Origin of the sequence: Synechococcus sp. WH 8101 (genome assembly GCF_004209775.1) — a bacterium.
Classification (GTDB): domain Bacteria; phylum Cyanobacteriota; class Cyanobacteriia; order PCC-6307; family Cyanobiaceae; genus Synechococcus_C.
Genome location: NZ_CP035914.1, coordinates 2,324,680 through 2,340,659 on the forward strand (window position 1 = coordinate 2,324,680; position 15,980 = coordinate 2,340,659).

Consider the following 15,980-nt stretch of genomic DNA (forward strand, 5'->3'; position numbering starts at 1 on the left):
CTGCCCATCGCAGACACCCCGTAAGGTGAAGTATTGCCGCGCAACCCATGGTTCAGCAGCGCAGGAGGCCCACCGTGGCCTTTGCCCATCTGGGCTGCGAGAAGAACCGGGTAGACACCGAGCACATGCTCGGGCTGCTCGAGCAGGCCGGCTACGGCGTCAGCAGCGATGAGCAGGACGCCTCCGTGGTGGTGGTGAACACCTGCAGCTTCATCCAGAACGCCCGCGAGGAATCGGTGCGCACCCTGGTGGGCCTCGCCGAGCAGGGCAAGGAACTGATCATTGCCGGCTGCCTGGCCCAGCATTTCCAGGAGGAACTGCTGGAGTCACTGCCGGAAGCCAAGGCGATCGTGGGCACCGGCGATTACCAGCACATCGTGGACGTGCTGGAACGGGTCGAGGCCGGCGAGCGCGTCAATCAGGTCAGCCCGGTGCCCACCTTTGTGGCCAATGAACATCTGCCCCGTCATCGCACCAGCGGCGAAGCGGTGGCTTACCTCAAGGTGGCGGAGGGTTGCGACTACCGCTGCGCCTTCTGCATCATTCCCCACCTGCGCGGCAATCAACGCTCCAGACCGATCGAATCGATCGTGGCGGAAGCTCACCAGCTGGCGGCCCAGGGGGTGAAGGAGCTGATCCTGATCAGCCAGATCACCACCAACTACGGCCTCGATCTCTATGGCAAGCCGCGCCTGGCCGACCTCCTGCACGCCCTGGGCGAGGTGGAGATCCCCTGGATTCGCGTCCATTACGCCTATCCCACCGGCCTCACGCCTGAGGTGCTGGCCGCCTACCGCGACGTGAGCAATGTGCTGCCCTATCTCGACCTTCCCCTGCAACACAGCCACCCCGATGTGCTGCGAGCGATGAATCGTCCCTGGCAGGCGGATGTAAACGAACGGCTTCTCGATCAGATCCGCGACCAACTCCCCGATGCCGTGCTGCGGACCACGCTGATCGTGGGATTTCCCGGTGAAACGGAGGCCCACTTTGAACACCTCGCCACGTTCCTCGAACGTCAGCGCTTTGACCATGTGGGCGTGTTCACCTTCTCCCCAGAGGACGGCACTGCGGCGGCGACACTGCCGGACCGGGTCGAGGCCGAGGTGGCGGTCGCCCGGAAGGATCGCCTGATGATGCTGCAGCAACCGATCTCCGCCGCCAGAAACAACGCCTGGGTGGGACGGACCGTGGACGTGCTGATTGAGCAGCACAACCCATCCAGCGGCGCGATGATCGGTCGCTGCGCCCGCTTTGCCCCCGAGGTGGACGGTGAGGTGCTGGTGCAACCCGGCGCCAACAACCTCCAGGCAGGCCCTGGAACGATGGTGCCGGTGCAAATCACCGGCGGCGATGTCTACGACCTCAGCGGCCATCTGGTGGGCGCCGCCGCGATGGTGGCGGCAGCACGCACCAACCTGTGAGCGGTTCGAGGCGCTGGCATCCACAGCAACGCAACATCTTTCTGCTCGCTTCGGGACTGAGCACCGCGGGGTCGTTCGCCGGACTCACCGCCAAGGGGTGGATCCTCATGGATGGCACGGCCAACCCCATGCTGCTGGCCCTCCACTTCGCCGCCCTCTCCCTGCCCACCCTGCTGGTGAGCGGTCCGGCCGGTGTGCGCACCGACCGGATTGGCTGCGAAACCGTGCTGATTCAGGCCCAGTGGGCCCTGCTCGGAGCCGGGCTGCTGGGGGCCCTCTCCATTCCCCTGCTCGATGGCGCCGCCCAGGTGGCGGTGCTGCTTGCCAGCACCCTGCTGGTGGGGATCGCCAGCGCCTACGAACTCACCGCCCGAAACAAATACTGCGCCCTGCTGGTGGATGAGCCCTCCCAGTTGGCGCCCTACCTGACCAGCTTTTCCGTGATTTTCAACGTAGGCAAGCTGGTAGGCCCCCCTCTGGGGGGTTGGCTGGTGGCCCTGACGGGACCCGCCACAGCCCTCAGCCTCGATGCCCTCACCTATCTCTTGCCGATTGCCAGTGTGATCTGGCTGCTACAACCGAATCGCGACCAGGAAAAGCGCAGCGTCGACCGCGCCGGATCCTCCCTGCTGCATGCCTGGCGTGATTGCGGCATCACCCTGCGCCATGTGCTGCGCTTCACAGCCCTGATCTGTCTGGTGGGCTTCTTCCACCCCGGCCTTGCCCCCTTGATCGCCACCGACACCATCGGGCCAGACCCCCGTGACCTGGGACTTTTCACGAGCGTGTTGGCCGCCGGCAGCATCCTGGGGGGGGTGGTGTTGCAACGCAACAGTCATCGTTTCTGCCATCGCCCTTGCCTCACCCTTGGCTGCTTCGCCCTGATCACGGCCGTCGCCCAACTGGGCATGGCCCAGGAAGCGTCGCAACGCATGGCTTTGCTGATGGCCTTCCTGATCGGTGGCGGCACGGCTGGACTGCTCAGCAGCGCCAACCTGATCACCCAGGTGGGCTCCCCTCAGGTGATGCGAGGGCGCATGGCTGGATTGAGTCAGATCGCCTTCCTTGGCGGCGGGGGCCTCAGCGGCATCATCGCCGCCGGCCTGACCCAAACTCTCGGCCTCAAAAGCACCTTTGCCATCACCGGAGCCGTCGGCTTGGTGTTAGCCGGCATGGAAATCGCCCGGCGCGGTCGGGTCGTGCTGGAGGAAACCGATGCGTTCAGATCAGCTTGATGCCCCGCAGAACACCGCTGATGGTGGCTGCGGCAACCAGACCGGCACCAACCAGACCCAAATAGATGACGACGCCCACGGCTGTGCTTGCAAGTCCCATCTATTAGACCAGACACATAGCCACCGTTGCGGACAAACCCCCTAAGGTTGTGGCCAATCACCGTCGCAAGGGCGACGGAACACGCGCCAGGGATCGGCGGTCACGTTTCGCTCAGCCCACGTTTCTCCACATCAGCTCCGTCTCGCCCGCCACTGCCACGACGCTTCCCATGCGCACGCTGTTCGTTTACCCCCAGTTCCCGAAGACCTTCTGGAGCTACGAGAAAATTCTCGAACTGGTGAACAGGAAGGTCCTTCTGCCGCCTCTGGGCCTGGTGACCGTGGCAGCCCTGCTGCCCCAGGAATGGGAGATGAAGCTGGTCGACCGCAACGTACGCGAGGTCACCGAAGCGGAATGGTCGTGGGCCGAGCTGGTGGTGATCTCCGGGATGATCGTCCAGAAAGACGACATGCAGCGCCAGATCGCCGAAGCGAAGCGACGCGGACTGCCGGTGGCCGTGGGCGGCCCCTACGCCAGCTCCACCCCCGATGCCCCCGAGATTGCCGACGCTGATTTCAAAGTGCTGGATGAGGGTGAGATCACCCTGCCGATGTTTGTGGAGGCGATTCAGCGGGGTGATCGCAGTGGCCGCTTCAGCGCCCAAGGCGACAAACCGGATGTGACCTCCACCCCCATTCCCCGCTTCGACCTGCTCGAGCTGGACGCCTATGACTCCATGAGCGTGCAGTTCTCACGCGGTTGCCCGTTCAACTGCGAGTTCTGCGACATCATCGTGCTCTACGGCCGTAAGCCACGCACCAAAACCCCCGAACAGCTGATCGCTGAACTGCAGAGTCTTTACGACCTGGGGTGGCGCCGCTCGATCTTCCTGGTCGACGACAACTTCATTGGCAACAAGCGCAACGCCAAGTTGCTCTTGCCCCAGATCAAAGCCTGGCAGGAGGAGCGCGGCTATCCCTTCAGTTTCGCGACCGAAGCCTCGGTGGATCTCGCCGATGATGAGGAGATGATGCGGATGATGCATGAAGCACGCTTTGAAAGCGTGTTCCTTGGCATCGAAACCCCGGATGAATCGAGTCTGGAAACGGCGCGCAAGGTGCAGAACACTCGCAATCCGCTGGATGCAGCGGTGGACCGCATCACCGCCAACGGGATCCGGGTGATGGCAGGGTTCATCATCGGTTTCGACGGTGAAAAGTCAGGTGCAGGGCGTCGCATCGTGGACTTTGTGACTCGCACCGGCATTCCGGCGGCGATGATGGGCATGTTGCAGGCCTTGCCCAACACCGCCCTCTGGCATCGCCTGGAGAAAGAGGGGCGCCTGATTCAAGACAAGGCCGCCGCCAAGGGGGTCAACCAGACCAACCTGCTCAATTTCAAACCCACGCGGCCGATCCGCGACATCGCCAACGAATATGTGGAGGCGTTCTGCGCGCTCTATGAGCCGAACGCCTACATGGATCGAGTCTATTCCTATTACCTCAAGATGGGCGCGCCGCGTTGGAAAGGCACCGCCAAACTTCCCACCTGGACTGATCTGCGCGCCCTCTCGATTGTGATCTGGCGACAGGGCATCCAACGCAGCACCCGTTGGCGCTTCTGGCGCTACATGTTTGGCATGGCCCGCCAAAATCCAGCCCTGCTGGAGCAGTTTCTCGTGGTGCTCGCCCACAACGAACACTTCCTCGAGTATCGCTCGATCGTGCAGCGAGAAATTCGCGAGCAATTGGAGTCTCTGCCTCCGGAAGAACCGAGCAGCTCCAGGGAACTGCAGACGGCCTGACTCAATCCTGGGTGTAGGGCAGGCCCTGCAGCATGGCCTGCTCCGCTTTCTGAAGCTCACGCCCGAGATACAGGGCATGATCGAGTTTGGAGATCGGCAACGGCCCCTCCCCCTCGGTGAGCTGAATCCCCAGCGCTTTGGCGGTTTTGGCCCGATAGATCCGAGCGGCCTCGCGCGGGCCGCCACCACGGCAGGCCAACACTTCCCCGGTTTCGGGATCGGTGGCGCGACCCTTCGCGTCGACATCGTTGCGGTAATGCTCCACAACGAGCTCAGCGGCGGCAGCGTCGACACGGATCAGGAAATATCCGGCGGGATCCAGGGCTATGAAGCGTTGGGAGAGCTGGTCATCCAGGGCCTGAAGCGCCTGGGCCGCCGTTGCCGCTGAGGTCACCAACGAAGGGGAACTGCTGTCTGCCATGCCGTCACCCTACAAATCAGCAGCCGACAGCCCCAACGCCGGCGTCTCGGCGCGGAACGGCAGCTCCGCATTGATGGCCTCGATCTCTTCCAGCAGCAATCCGTTCGCCCGCGGCAGCCAGGCACGGATCAGAGCATCCATTCGATCGTCATACCAGCGGTGCAGGCTCGCCAGAGGCCTGGCCACAAAGCCCCGACGCCGTTTGTGACTGCCGCCGGCACCGGGATCAAACCGTTGCAGCCCCCGTTCCAGAGCCCAGGCGATCGGCGCGTAGTAACAGACCTCGAAGTGCAGACAATCGATCTCTTCCCGCGTGCCCCAGTAACGCCCCCATAACTGCTGCTGATCCTGAATGCAAAGCGACATCGCCACAGGATCGTGAGGATCACCGCGATGGGCACTGAAGAGCACCACATGCGCGCTCAGCTCCGGGTCGACGAGTGCATCGAAGAAGGAAGACTCGAGATATTTGCTGCCCCACGGACCCCAGCGGGCACAGTGCTGGGCATAGAAGCCATGCATGGCCTCAAGCAGTGCAGGGGTCAGCGCCGCACCGGTGAGGGGCGTCACACTGATCCCCGCCTTTCGCACCGCCTGGCGCTCCCGTTTGATATTGCGTCGCTGGTTGGCATTGAAGCCAGCCAGATAGTCGGCGAACTGCTCCTGCCCTTGGGCAGACCAGAGACTCTGCTGATTGAGCCAGCAGGCACAGCCGGCCGCCTCAGCCAAGGGTTGCCATGCCGGATCCACGTAAAGGAAGTTGCAGCTGAGGATGCCGTTGCGAGCAGCGAAGTCATCGATCAGGCGCAGCATCAGAGCCGTCAGAGCTCCGGCGTCTTCGCCTGGCGCCACATGGAAGCGATACCCCTGCACCGGACTGACCGGACTCATGCCCACGAGTTTGGGGTAGTAGCGCAGGCCCAGGTCGGCGGCGAGGCGGGCAAAGGCTTGGTCAAACACGAACTCGCCGTAGCTGTGCCCCTTGAGATAGAGGGGTGCCACGGCCACCAGGGTGTCGTCGTCGCGGCGCAAAGCGAGATGAAGCGGCTGCCAGCCCTGGTCCGCCGCGATGCTTCCGGAGGCCTCCAGGGCCGTGAGCCAGCGCCAGCGGTAGAAGGGGATGGCGTCCTCTCCGACCAGCCGCTCCCAGTCGGCTTCGGGAATCTCCTGCAAAGACCGGTGCCATCGGGCCGACAGAGAGGCCATCGCCGCCTGGAGCAAAGGGGCGGCGTGACCCTAACCACAACCCTGGAGCAAAGCGACAGCGCAGCGAGCAGAATCAAGACCCTGCCGCCGTCTGCCGTGATCGCTCGATCCTCCCCCTGGCGCTGGGTCCTGGCGACCGGCTTGAGCCTGGCTGGCGCTCAGCTCGCCTTGGCTCCGGCCAGGGCAGGGCTGCTCGCACCGATCCTGCAGATGATGCGACCGCGGATCGAATCACGCCTGGCCGAGGAATGCCGGAAACTGGTGAGCCAACAGGCGGGGGAGAGTCTGGAACCGGAGCTGAACCGGTTGGTTGAACAGCCCTGCCGTTCGTTGGCCCGACCGGTGAGTGCCTGCTTGATTCGGGAAACCAGCCGCACGGGACGGGAGCTGGGCGTGATCAGTGAACTGGTGGCCGGGAGAGTGGGCGACGATGCGGAAGTGGTGATCAAACGCTGCATCGCCTCGATGCTCGGGTTGTCGGAATCAAGCCTGCAGGAGTTGCCGCTTCAGACCCTGGTGGAACGCTGGCGTCGATAACGCAGCATCAGCTCATCGCCCTCCAGTGGCTCGACCGCCTCCAACCCCCAGGCAGCGGATGAGCCGAGGTCGGCGGGCAGCCCAAGGGTGTCCGCCGGCAGCCAACAGTGCTGTCCCCCCAGCAGCCGAGGGGTGAGGGTCAACTGCAGCCCATCCACCGCATCGTCCTGCAGCAATCCGGCACAGAGCCGCGCCCCGCCCAGCAACAGCAAACGGGACAAGCCCCGCTGAGCCAGGGTCTGCAGCGTGCCCGACCAGCATTCAGCCAACGGCAACCGCCCATCGAAACCGCTGGGGATCGCCCCGTCCTTGGCGGGCGACAGCAACCAGCGCCGGATCGGCTGGCCAAAAAAAGGCCAGTGTTGGGGAAAGGCATCGGCTCGCGACACCACCAGGGCGGCGGGCTGGGCGGGCCGGCCCTGCTGCAACCGCTGCTCGCGCAGCTGCGGATTGCGGATCAGGCAGGTGGAGTGATGCGCTCGGAGGGTTCCGCCACCGATCAGGGCCCCATCCGCCCAGGCCAGGGCCTCCTCGAGAACCCGACGATCACCGGCTCCACCCAGTTGGGCGGCACCGCCCGCCGGCGGCGCCAGCCGTCCATCCAGACTGATGGCCAGCACCAGGCGCACCTGGGGCAAGGGGCCAGCAGAGGGTCCGGCCAAGGGCGAGGCGTTCAGGAGGCCATCGCCGCCTCAAGGCCAACGGGAGCCATATTGAGCTGCGGCGCCTCAGCGAACACTTCAGCCGCATTGTTCGGGCTTTCCTGCAGCCGCACCTTGTGCAGATGGGCGCCGATCGCCTGCACCGGCGACGCGAGCCGGTCGGCGATGTGCAAAGCGATGTTCTCCGCTGTGGGGACACAGGTGGAGAAATGGGGCACATCCTTGTTGAGGAACGTGTGGTCGAAGGGCTCGACCACCAGGTCGTCGAGCAGGCTCTGAAGCGCTGCCAGATCACAGACCATGCCTGTGCGGGGATCGATGCTCCCCCTCACGGTCACCTCCACCAGATAGTTGTGACCATGCCCATGGGGGCGAGCGCATTTGCCGTAGATCCGCTCGTTCTCCTCCTGGCTGAGCTCGGGTCGCGCCAGTCGGTGAGCGGCAGCGAAGTGGGTGCGAAGGGTGAGGTAAGCGTCCATGCCGTGTCCGAGGTAGTCGGCCCAGAGGCCTGGTGATTCGTGAAGCCGCAGGGCGACCAGAGGGAGGTGGGCGGAGAGCCGATGCCAGATCACGCGCACCAGGGCCTCGGTGGTAGGCAGACAGCCCTCTGGTCTGGTGACATCAAACTCCGGCCAGGCTTCATTGAGGAAGCGGAAGTCGAGCGCGTCGGTGACCTCCGAGCGGATCGCATGCTTTACCTCAGAGAGGTTGAGCACCATGCCATCGGCGTCAAGAGGTCCGGCCATGGACACGATCAACTCGTAGTTGTGGCCGTGTCCGGGTGCGAGGGTGCAGGGCCCGAAGCGGGCGGCATTGTCATCCGCATCAAGCTCCGGCAACCAGTACCGATGGCTGGCGCTGAAGCAGGCGCGACGGGTGATCACACAACCACGCCCCTGGCCGTGGGGAGCGGAAGCCATCGCAGAACTGTCAGCCATGGCATCCCTCGACCCGCCGGCATCCTAGGGAGTTCGCAGCTTGCGCCGTCCGAACGGCCGCCGCCCCTCGCCATGACTGACCCTTCCCAGCCCCTGCCCCATCCCCTCAAAGCGCGCCTCGGAGGGCGCAATCTCTATCTGGTGGGAATGATGGGCAGCGGCAAAAGCAGCAGTGGTCGCCCCCTGGCCGCGAGCCTGGGCTATGGCTTCGTGGATGCCGACGCGGTCATCGAGCAGGTGGCAGGACGCTCGATTCCCCAGCTGTTTGAGGAGGAGGGGGAGGAGGGGTTCCGCGATTTGGAATCCCAAGTGCTGCAGGCGATCGGCCAGCGCCACTCGCTGGTGGTGGCCACCGGCGGCGGCATTGTGACGCGACCCGAAAACTGGGGCGTGCTGCATCAGGGGCTGGTGGTCTGGCTGGATCCCGACCGTGACCAGCTGTTGCAACGGCTGCGTCGGGATCCGGGCGAACGCCCCCTGCTGCGCAGCGCTGACCCAGCAGCAACGCTCGACACTCTGTTCATCGCACGACGGCCCCTCTATGCCGAAGCGGATGTGCAGCTGAACATCACCAATGACGCACCGGAGGAGGTGGCCCAGCGCGTCCTCGACGCCATTCCCGCCGTGCTCAATCCCGTTCAGGGGGCTCCAGGCGCACCGCAAACCACTGCAGAGTGAGCCCTGGGGAGATCTCCAGATCACAAGCGGTATCGAGCAGTCTCCGGGCTGCAGCCGTGAGGGAACCGCAGGCCACGAGGTCGTCGGGCAGGGTCTCCAGGGCGGCCAGCTGGCCTTCCAGCCATGTCACGGTGTCGGTAGCGGAGAGAAACCGCTCCGACTGGCCAGGCTCCAGAACCACATAGTGATCGCAGGCACGAATCAGGGGATCAGACATGGTGCGACGACTGCTGCGTCCGATCATCGTGGCTCTGCTGCTGCTGCTGTGCCTCGCCATCCCGGTGCGGGCCGATGGCAGCGCGACCCTGCTGGAGCAACGCCTGCAGGCCTGGCCCGACTGGCAGCTGCCGGCGCCGTTGCCGCGCCCCGATCGCCGTGGGGATCTGTTGTATCCGGCCTGGTTTGCCGGCGAGTGGCAGGTCACGAGCCTCGATCTGACGGCGGAAGGGGAGACCGGCGAACCGCTCCGCCATCAGGCCCGTTTTCTCATTGATGCGAAGCAGCGTGTCGTGGCCGATCGCGCCTTCAATGCCCTCGCGATCGGCAGAGCGGTGCTGGGTTCGGCCTTGTTGACGGTGGAGCAGCCAGCTGACGATCACAATCGACAACTGGCCCGGCTGCAGAACGACCAGCTGTTGGAGACCACTGTGATCGGCAGGAGGCAGAGCGATCCGCAGCAGGAGCCGTTCACAACCGACGAACTGGTGCTTCAGATCATCCACGGCCCGGGAGCGCCCAGGATCAGCCGGGTGGAAACCCTCAGCCGCTACCACCCCTGCACACCCAGCCCAGCGGCGGTGGAGCACATCTGCGCCGATCAATGGCAGGCTCGCTTCAGCGGGCCCGAGCAGGGACTGGACGCTGCTCCTCTGGCACGCGCGCACTACAAGCTCACGCTCACACGGCTGCCGGATCAACCTGAAACAGACGGGTCTCCAAACGATCCCGCCAGGCGAACAGGGGCTGCAACTGGGGGTGATCACTGAGTCCAGGCACGCCCCGACCCGCCAGGCCATCACCGGATGACGCGGGAAAACGCAGCAGCGAAAGCTGGGCAGCCACCGCCAGATCGGCCATGGAGAGCTGATCTCCCACCAACCAGGGCGTGGTCTCGACAGCCGCAGCCAGCCGCTGCAGGCTGGTGAACATGGCGGCACGCTCCCCCTGATCGAGCACCTCGCCAAGCCCCTGCAGCCAACCACCAGGCAATCCGGCCAGCGTGCGCCGCAGTGGTTCTGGCAGATCATCAGGCAGCAGTGCCACCCGCAGCTCGGGATCACTCGCCGCCGCCTGCACCAAGGCAAGACGGGCGGCATGGGCCAGGGTGGTGTCGGCCCAGTCCTCGATCAGATGCACCTGAGCCGCGTCGCGCGCGTCCTGAGGGATCAGAGAGGGTTCGGGTTCGACCGACTCCAGGTGGCGGGCGATCGCCGAGGAATCAGCGATCACGGTGTCGCCATCCACCAGAACGGGCAGCTGACGCTGGCCCGAGAGGCGAAAGACAGCCAGCTGACCCACGCCCGGGGTGACCTCCACCACGCGATAGCTCAGGGCCTTGGCCTGCAGCACCATGCGCACCTTCAGGCAGAAGGCGGAATGGCGGAACTGATGGAGCTCCAGCATCACCGGACAGCCGAGGGACCGGCAGAGTAGCGGTGATTCTCCAACCCTCGCCGAGGCCATGCGCGAGTTTTTCGTCAATGTGACGCGGTATCCCCGCTACCTGATCGCCTTCAGCCTGGGGGTGATCAATTCCGTTGCCGAGCCCCTGGCCAGGCGGCGCAGCAATCCCGTGACCGCCGTTGCCCTGATGGGTGCTCTGGTGAGCGGCCTGATCAGCGTTGGGCTGGTGCTCCGTGCCATGGTGATTCCATCACCCCTGACCTGACGCACGATGGCACCGGGACGGCGCGTGGAACGGGTCGCGGCACTGATTCGCCGCGAAACCAGCGAACTGCTGATCCATGGCATCCGCGACGAACGGGTGCACCAGGGGATGGTGAGCATCACCGAAGTGGAGGTGAGCGGCGATCTGCAGCATTGCAAGATCTTCGTGAGCATCTACGGCGAAGACGCCGACAAGCGGAACGTTCTGGAGGGCCTGAAAGCCGCTAGCGGCTACCTGCGCGGTGAGCTGGGCCGCCGGCTGCAGATGCGCCGAGCCCCCGAGGTGGTGTTCCAATTGGATCGCGGCATCGAAAAGGGCACCTCGGTGCTCAACCTGCTCAACCGCCTCGAGGAGGAACGCCAAGAACGGGACGAGCTGCCGCAGTCTGATCAGCCAGAGCCCAGCGTGCAGGAGTCTGGCGAACAGTTGTGAGCGAGCCCCTCAACGACGCGGAGCTGCGCCGGCGCATCGCCAGCCTGATCGTGGTGCGAGCGAGCGGCCATGCCGGCGACCGGCAACGCCGTTACCCCCGTTGGGAGCTGCCGAATCAGACATTGCGCCGGCTGCTCGCCGACGGGGTTGGCGGCGTGATTCTCCTGGGGGGTACGGCCACCGAACTGCACCAGCGCTGCCGCACCCTGCAGCGCTGGGCTGATCACCCCCTGCTGCTGTGCGCCGATGTGGAAGAAGGTGTCGGCCAACGGTTTGAAGGGGCGACCTGGCTGGTGCCACCCATGGCGCTCGCCCGCCTGCATCAGCGCGATCCGGCCCGAGCCGTGGCGCTGGCGGAACGCTATGGACGCTGCACGGGACGGCAAGCTCGGCGCTGTGGCCTGAACTGGGTGCTGGGGCCCGTGGCGGATGTGAACAACAATCCCGCCAATCCAGTGATCAATGTGCGGGCCTGGGGAGACACACCCGCCACGGTGATCGCCCTCACCTGCGCCTTTCAGCGCGGCCTCCAGAGCACGGGCGTGCTGGGCTGCGCCAAGCATTTTCCAGGTCATGGCGACACCGCCGTCGACTCCCATCTGCAGCTGCCGCTGCTCCCTCACAACCGGGCGCGACTGGATGCGGTGGAACTGGCCCCGTTTCGCAGCTTGATTGCCGCAGGGGTCGACAGCGTCATGACCGCCCATCTCCAGATCCCCGCGCTGGACGCGGAACGGCCGGCCACACTCTCCAGCGCCACACTCACGAGCTTGTTGCGAGACGAGCTCGAGTTCAGGGGCCTGGTGGTGACCGATGCCCTGGTGATGGACGCGATCAGCCAACGCTGGGGGGCCGGGGAAGCGGCCCGGCTCGCCTTCGCGGCAGGCGCGGATCTGATCCTGATGCCAGGCGATGCCGATGCCGCCATTGCCGCCATTGCCGCCGGCCTGCGCGCTGGATCCCTGCCATGGCAGCGACTGGATCAGGCGTTGGATCGGAGGCGGCAGGCCCTCGCCCGCACCCAGACCTTCACCGCTGACGACGCCGAGGATCCCGAAGACCTGAGCGACCTGGAGCTGAGCGAAGAACGGGAGCTGGCGACCACCCTGGTAGCGCTGAGCCTTGAGCAACGCGGCCCAATAGCGGCCCAGCCCTTGGCCGCTCCGGGCTCGGGGGGGATCAATCTGATCCGAGTCGATGGGGTGCTGTCCTCCAGCGTGCTTCGCGCCAACGCTCCAGCCCTGACCCTGCCGGAGCAGGCCGGCTTCCGCAGCCTGCTCTGCCACCCCCTGGGACTATCGCCCTGGCGGTCCGAGCAAGCCAGCGACGCCCACCTGGCCCTGGAACGCCTGGGCGAGGGGCCGGTGCTGGTGCAGCTGTTTCTGAGGGGGAACCCATTCCGCGGCGAGCGTGATCGGAGCGAACCCTGGGGCGCCGCTCTCCAGCAGCTGCAACGAGAGGGACGACTGGCCGGACTGGTGGTGTATGGCTGTCCTTACACCTGGGAGAGGCTCAGCGGCCAGCTCGACCCAGCGATCCCCGCCCTCTACAGCCCTGGGCAGATGGACGACGCCCAGGCCCTGGCCCTGGCACAGCTGCTGTCGTCAGATCGGACGGGCACCGGCACCGATCGCAACGACGGCTTCACCGACTGAGCGATCGACGGCCGTAACCTCCCAGCAGATCCGGCCCGATCCGATGCTCAGTCTCTCGATGATCGTGCGCAACGAGGCGCAGCGGCTGGAGGCATGCCTCGGCTCGGTCCGAGGCCTGGCCGACGAGATGGTGGTGGTGGACACCGGCTCGAGTGATGACACCATCGCCGTGGCCGAAGCGGCCGGCGCCCGGGTGGAACACATCACCTGGCCGGGAGACTTTGCTCCGGCCCGGAACGCAGCGCTCAGCCATGTGAGCGGCGACTGGGTGCTGGTGCTCGATGCCGATGAACAACTGCGACCGGAGGCCATCGCCCCCCTACGCGCCCTGATGGCCCAGCCGGATGTGCTGGTGATCAACCTGCTTCGCTACGAGCGTGGCGCGGCCATGGCTCCCTATTCCCGGGTCAGTCGCCTGTTCCGACGCCATCCCCGCATTCGCTGGAGCCGGCCCTACCACTCGATGATTGACGACAGCGTGCAGGCGCTGCTCCAGGACGAACCCCAGTGGCGCATCGTCGACTGCAGCGAGCCGGCCCTGATCCACGACGGTTACCGGCCGGAGCTGCTTCAGGGCAGCGACAAGGCCAGCCGGCTGCGTCAGGCGATGGAGCAATGGCTGGAGCAGCAACCGGGCGATCCCTATGCCTGCGCCAAGCTGGGAGCTCTGGAAATCGCCGAAGGCCATCAGGAGAAGGGTCTCAGCCTGCTGCGCCAGGGCCTGGCCTCGCTCGAGGCTGATCCGGATGCCAACACCCCAGACGCCAACAGCGTGAGCGAGCGGTATGAGCTGCTGCTGCACCTGGCGATCGCCCTGAGTGCCAGCGATCCTGCGGCCGCCATCGACGCCTACCGCCAGGCCCTCGACCTCCCCCTCAACACCCGTCTCAGCCTGGGGGCGCGCCTCAATCTGGCCGCCCTGCTGATGCAACAGGAGCGGCTGGACGAAGCGATCCAGCTCACGCTCACCGCCACCCAACGCGCTCCGGAAGTGGCTCTGGGCTGGTACAACCTGGGCCTGATGCAACGGCGCCGCGGCGACATCGCTGCAGCGCTGCAGGCCTATGAACGCGCCCTGCACTTGAACCCGGAGCACGCCGCAACGCATCAGAACCTGGCCGTCGCCCGATTGCTGGGCGGCGATATCGACGGCGCTCGCAGCGGTTTCAGCGAGGCGATCGCGCTGCTGCACCAACAGGGTCGCCCTGAAGAGGCCCAGGCGCTGCGTCGTCAGGTGGAGGGCATGGTGAAACTCGACGAGGTGCGCGCATGAACGCCGCCGGGCAGCAGCCGCTGATCGGCAGCACCGTGGTGGTGACCAGGGCGCAGGAGCAGCAAGGCGCGGTGCGGCAACAACTGGAAGCCCTGGGGGCCCAGGTGCTCGATCTCCCGGCGCTGGTGATCGGTCCTCCGGATGAATGGGGGCCCCTCGATGACGCCCTTGCGGAACTGGATCAGTTCCACTGGCTGGTGGTGTCAAGCGCCAATGGCGTGCAAGCGGTGGAAGCACGCCTACAAAGGCTGGGCCGCAGCCTGCGGCAACGGCCCTCCAGCTTGAAAATCGCCGCGGTCGGTCGCAAGACTGCTGCCAGCCTCGATCAGCTGGGTGCACCGGCGGATTTCGTGCCACCCACCTATGTGGCCGACAGCCTGATCGATCACTTCCCCGTGTCGGGCTGGGGCCTGCGCCTGTTGCTGCCCCGGGTGCAGAGCGGCGGCCGCACCGTGCTGGCGGAAGCCTTCGCTGAAGCGGGGGCCCGCGTGGTGGAGGTGGCCGCCTACGAATCGCGTTGCCCTGAGAGCATTCCTGCCGAAACGGAGCAAGCCCTGCGCGACGGTCGCGTCGAGGCGATCAGCTTCAGCAGCGGCAAAACCGTGACCCACACCGCAGCCCTGCTGGAGCAGAGTTTCGGCTCCCAGTGGCAGCAGCGGCTGGAGGGCGTGCGCCTGATCTCCATCGGCCCCCAGACCAGTCAACGCTGCCGGGAGCTGCTCGGACGGGTCGATGGGGAAGCCGATCCCCACGACATGGATGGGTTGGTGCAGTGCTGCGTTCAGGTCATGCAGACGGGCGGCTGAGCCTGACCGCCCACCGAGTAAGTGAGACAGCCGCGGCGCAGGTCAATCGCCTGCACCGTCCAGCCTGCGGGCAGGAGCGGTTCCGCCTCCGCCAGGCAACGGCCACGGCTGCCAAGGCAGACCGCACCGGAACCGGTTTGCGTGCTCACCAGGGCCTGCAGCTGCCCGCCCACCGCCAGCACACCGCGCAAACTCAGACTGGGCGCTGTCCCCCCCCCGGGTTCCGCCCCGGCCGATCCCGACCCAGCCGAGGCCATGGCAGGTGGCGTCGCGGCGGTCTTGGGCGCACGTGGCAGCGCTGCGAACGGATCCTGACGCCCCCGGGGCACCGCCCCCTCCACCTGGGCTGGTGTGGGGAGAGGAATCAGCCCGGAACGAACCGCCGAAGCAGGGGGCCGACTGGCGCTGTCGACAGGTTGCTGGGCGGCGGCTCGCTGAGGCGACGGCTTGGTGGTGCTGTCAACGGTCGTCGTTGAAGGGCCGCTGCTGCACGACACCAGACAGCCGGCAAGCAGCAGCAGGCACCGTTCAGGCCGAAACGGTGTAATCGCTCTCCACCAGATCACGGAAACGGTCAAGGTTGGCCTGAAGCTCTCGCGTCACGATTCCCCCAAGGATGCTGGGTTCCATCAACGGTGCCAAGACACCGGGCAATTCGTAGGTGACGCAGAGTTTCACAGCCGTGCGCTCCGGTGCCTCCGGATAGAAACGCACCGCCCCTTTGGTGGGCAGTCCCCCCACCGACTCCCAATGGAGCTGCTGGGCCTCGACCCGCGAGGTGATCCGCGCTTTCCAGTGGAAGCGAAACCCCTGCGCCGCCAGGGTCCAGTCCGTCAGATCAGGGTCTTCGAGGGTGTGCACGGATTCAATCCAGCGCATCCAGCGCGGCATCGCCTCCAGATCACTCCACACCGCCCAGACGCGATCCACAGGCGCCTTCACCTCAGTGGTCACGGTGTGTTCAAGCCAACGTCCCATGGG

General features: G+C 65.8%; 19 protein-coding genes. 11 read left to right on the top strand and 8 right to left on the bottom strand.

Annotation, left to right across the window (positions count from 1 at the left end):
* Positions 1-47 precede the first annotated feature (47 nt).
* The 3 genes from rimO (at position 48) to SynWH8101_RS12405 (ending at position 4,503) form a co-directional block, all read left to right on the top strand.
* The gene (gene rimO, locus SynWH8101_RS12390) at positions 48-1,424 is read left to right on the top strand and encodes a 30S ribosomal protein S12 methylthiotransferase RimO (RefSeq protein WP_130130011.1); all 1,377 of its coding nucleotides are present in this window, start codon (positions 48-50) and stop codon (positions 1,422-1,424) included.
* A complete protein-coding gene (locus SynWH8101_RS12395) occupies positions 1,421-2,659 on the top strand; it encodes an MFS transporter (protein ID WP_130130012.1) in 1,239 nt (412 codons plus the stop codon). Before rimO ends, SynWH8101_RS12395 begins: the two co-directional genes overlap by 4 nt.
* A 269-nt stretch (positions 2,660-2,928) precedes the next feature.
* Positions 2,929-4,503: a B12-binding domain-containing radical SAM protein gene (locus SynWH8101_RS12405; RefSeq protein ID WP_130130013.1), complete on the top strand. Its 1,575-nt coding sequence runs from the start codon at positions 2,929-2,931 to the stop codon at positions 4,501-4,503.
* Position 4,504: 1 nt separating this feature from the next.
* On the opposite strand, the gene SynWH8101_RS12410 is transcribed toward SynWH8101_RS12405, so the two are convergent.
* Complete coding sequence (locus tag SynWH8101_RS12410; protein ID WP_165380991.1) at positions 4,505-4,924, bottom strand: DUF4346 domain-containing protein; 420 nt, start codon at positions 4,922-4,924, stop codon at positions 4,505-4,507.
* A 9-nt stretch (positions 4,925-4,933) separates the two neighbouring features.
* Positions 4,934-6,130 carry a GNAT family N-acetyltransferase gene (locus SynWH8101_RS12415; protein WP_130130014.1) on the bottom strand — a complete coding sequence of 399 codons (1,197 nt, stop codon included), beginning with the start codon at positions 6,128-6,130 and terminating at the stop codon, positions 4,934-4,936.
* Between the two features lie 96 nt (positions 6,131-6,226).
* On the opposite strand from SynWH8101_RS12415, the gene SynWH8101_RS12420 reads away from it, so the two are divergent.
* Positions 6,227-6,667, top strand: a complete 441-nt coding sequence (locus SynWH8101_RS12420) for a hypothetical protein (protein ID WP_254427971.1) — start codon at positions 6,227-6,229, stop codon at positions 6,665-6,667.
* Here SynWH8101_RS12420 and SynWH8101_RS12425 read toward each other — a convergent pair.
* A complete protein-coding gene (locus tag SynWH8101_RS12425; RefSeq protein WP_254427972.1) occupies positions 6,637-7,329 on the bottom strand; it encodes a dihydrofolate reductase family protein in 693 nt (230 codons plus the stop codon). The genes SynWH8101_RS12420 and SynWH8101_RS12425 overlap by 31 nt on opposite strands.
* Before the next feature lie 11 nt (positions 7,330-7,340).
* Positions 7,341-8,267, bottom strand: a complete 927-nt coding sequence (locus tag SynWH8101_RS12430; protein WP_174719522.1) for a 6-carboxytetrahydropterin synthase — start codon at positions 8,265-8,267, stop codon at positions 7,341-7,343.
* Between the two features lie 72 nt (positions 8,268-8,339).
* Here SynWH8101_RS12430 and SynWH8101_RS12435 point away from each other — a divergent pair, with 72 nt between their 5' ends.
* Positions 8,340-8,945, top strand: coding sequence for a shikimate kinase (locus SynWH8101_RS12435; protein WP_130130016.1), 606 nt, complete (start codon positions 8,340-8,342; stop codon positions 8,943-8,945).
* On the opposite strand, the gene SynWH8101_RS12440 is transcribed toward SynWH8101_RS12435, so the two are convergent.
* On the bottom strand, positions 8,896-9,162 hold the full coding sequence (locus SynWH8101_RS12440) for a chlororespiratory reduction protein 7 (protein WP_130130017.1): 267 nt from the start codon (positions 9,160-9,162) through the stop codon (positions 8,896-8,898). The two genes, SynWH8101_RS12435 and SynWH8101_RS12440, sit on opposite strands and share 50 nt — an antisense overlap.
* Between SynWH8101_RS12440 and SynWH8101_RS12445 the strand changes: the two genes are divergently transcribed.
* Entirely contained in the window at positions 9,161-9,931 is a 771-nt protein-coding gene (locus SynWH8101_RS12445; protein ID WP_130130018.1) for a DUF6816 family protein, read from the top strand. The genes SynWH8101_RS12440 and SynWH8101_RS12445 overlap by 2 nt on opposite strands.
* On the opposite strand, the gene SynWH8101_RS12450 is transcribed toward SynWH8101_RS12445, so the two are convergent.
* A complete protein-coding gene (locus SynWH8101_RS12450) occupies positions 9,843-10,568 on the bottom strand; it encodes a glutathione S-transferase family protein (protein ID WP_130130531.1) in 726 nt (241 codons plus the stop codon). The genes SynWH8101_RS12445 and SynWH8101_RS12450 overlap by 89 nt on opposite strands.
* A 58-nt stretch (positions 10,569-10,626) precedes the next feature.
* Here SynWH8101_RS12450 and SynWH8101_RS12455 point away from each other — a divergent pair, with 58 nt between their 5' ends.
* The 5 genes from SynWH8101_RS12455 to SynWH8101_RS12475 are packed head-to-tail and all read left to right on the top strand — an operon-like array spanning position 10,627 to position 14,999.
* Positions 10,627-10,833, top strand: coding sequence for a DUF751 family protein (locus SynWH8101_RS12455; protein WP_130130019.1), 207 nt, complete (start codon positions 10,627-10,629; stop codon positions 10,831-10,833).
* A gap of 6 nt (positions 10,834-10,839) precedes the next feature.
* Positions 10,840-11,265, top strand: a complete 426-nt coding sequence (rbfA, locus tag SynWH8101_RS12460; RefSeq protein ID WP_130130020.1) for a 30S ribosome-binding factor RbfA — start codon at positions 10,840-10,842, stop codon at positions 11,263-11,265.
* Entirely contained in the window at positions 11,262-12,920 is a 1,659-nt protein-coding gene (locus SynWH8101_RS12465; RefSeq protein ID WP_130130021.1) for a glycoside hydrolase family 3 N-terminal domain-containing protein, read from the top strand. Before rbfA ends, SynWH8101_RS12465 begins: the two co-directional genes overlap by 4 nt.
* Before the next feature lie 43 nt (positions 12,921-12,963).
* Complete coding sequence (locus SynWH8101_RS12470; RefSeq protein WP_130130022.1) at positions 12,964-14,193, top strand: glycosyltransferase; 1,230 nt, start codon at positions 12,964-12,966, stop codon at positions 14,191-14,193.
* Positions 14,190-14,999: a uroporphyrinogen-III synthase gene (locus tag SynWH8101_RS12475; protein ID WP_130130023.1), complete on the top strand. Its 810-nt coding sequence runs from the start codon at positions 14,190-14,192 to the stop codon at positions 14,997-14,999. The genes SynWH8101_RS12470 and SynWH8101_RS12475 overlap by 4 nt, the downstream gene beginning before the upstream one ends.
* Here SynWH8101_RS12475 and SynWH8101_RS12480 read toward each other — a convergent pair.
* Together SynWH8101_RS12480 and SynWH8101_RS12485 are read right to left on the bottom strand one after the other, a co-directional pair.
* Positions 14,975-15,577, bottom strand: coding sequence for a hypothetical protein (locus SynWH8101_RS12480; RefSeq protein ID WP_130130024.1), 603 nt, complete (start codon positions 15,575-15,577; stop codon positions 14,975-14,977). The two genes, SynWH8101_RS12475 and SynWH8101_RS12480, sit on opposite strands and share 25 nt — an antisense overlap.
* Positions 15,528-15,977, bottom strand: a complete 450-nt coding sequence (locus tag SynWH8101_RS12485; RefSeq protein ID WP_130130025.1) for an SRPBCC family protein — start codon at positions 15,975-15,977, stop codon at positions 15,528-15,530. The genes SynWH8101_RS12480 and SynWH8101_RS12485 overlap by 50 nt, the downstream gene beginning before the upstream one ends.
* Between the last annotated feature and the right edge of the window lie 3 nt (positions 15,978-15,980).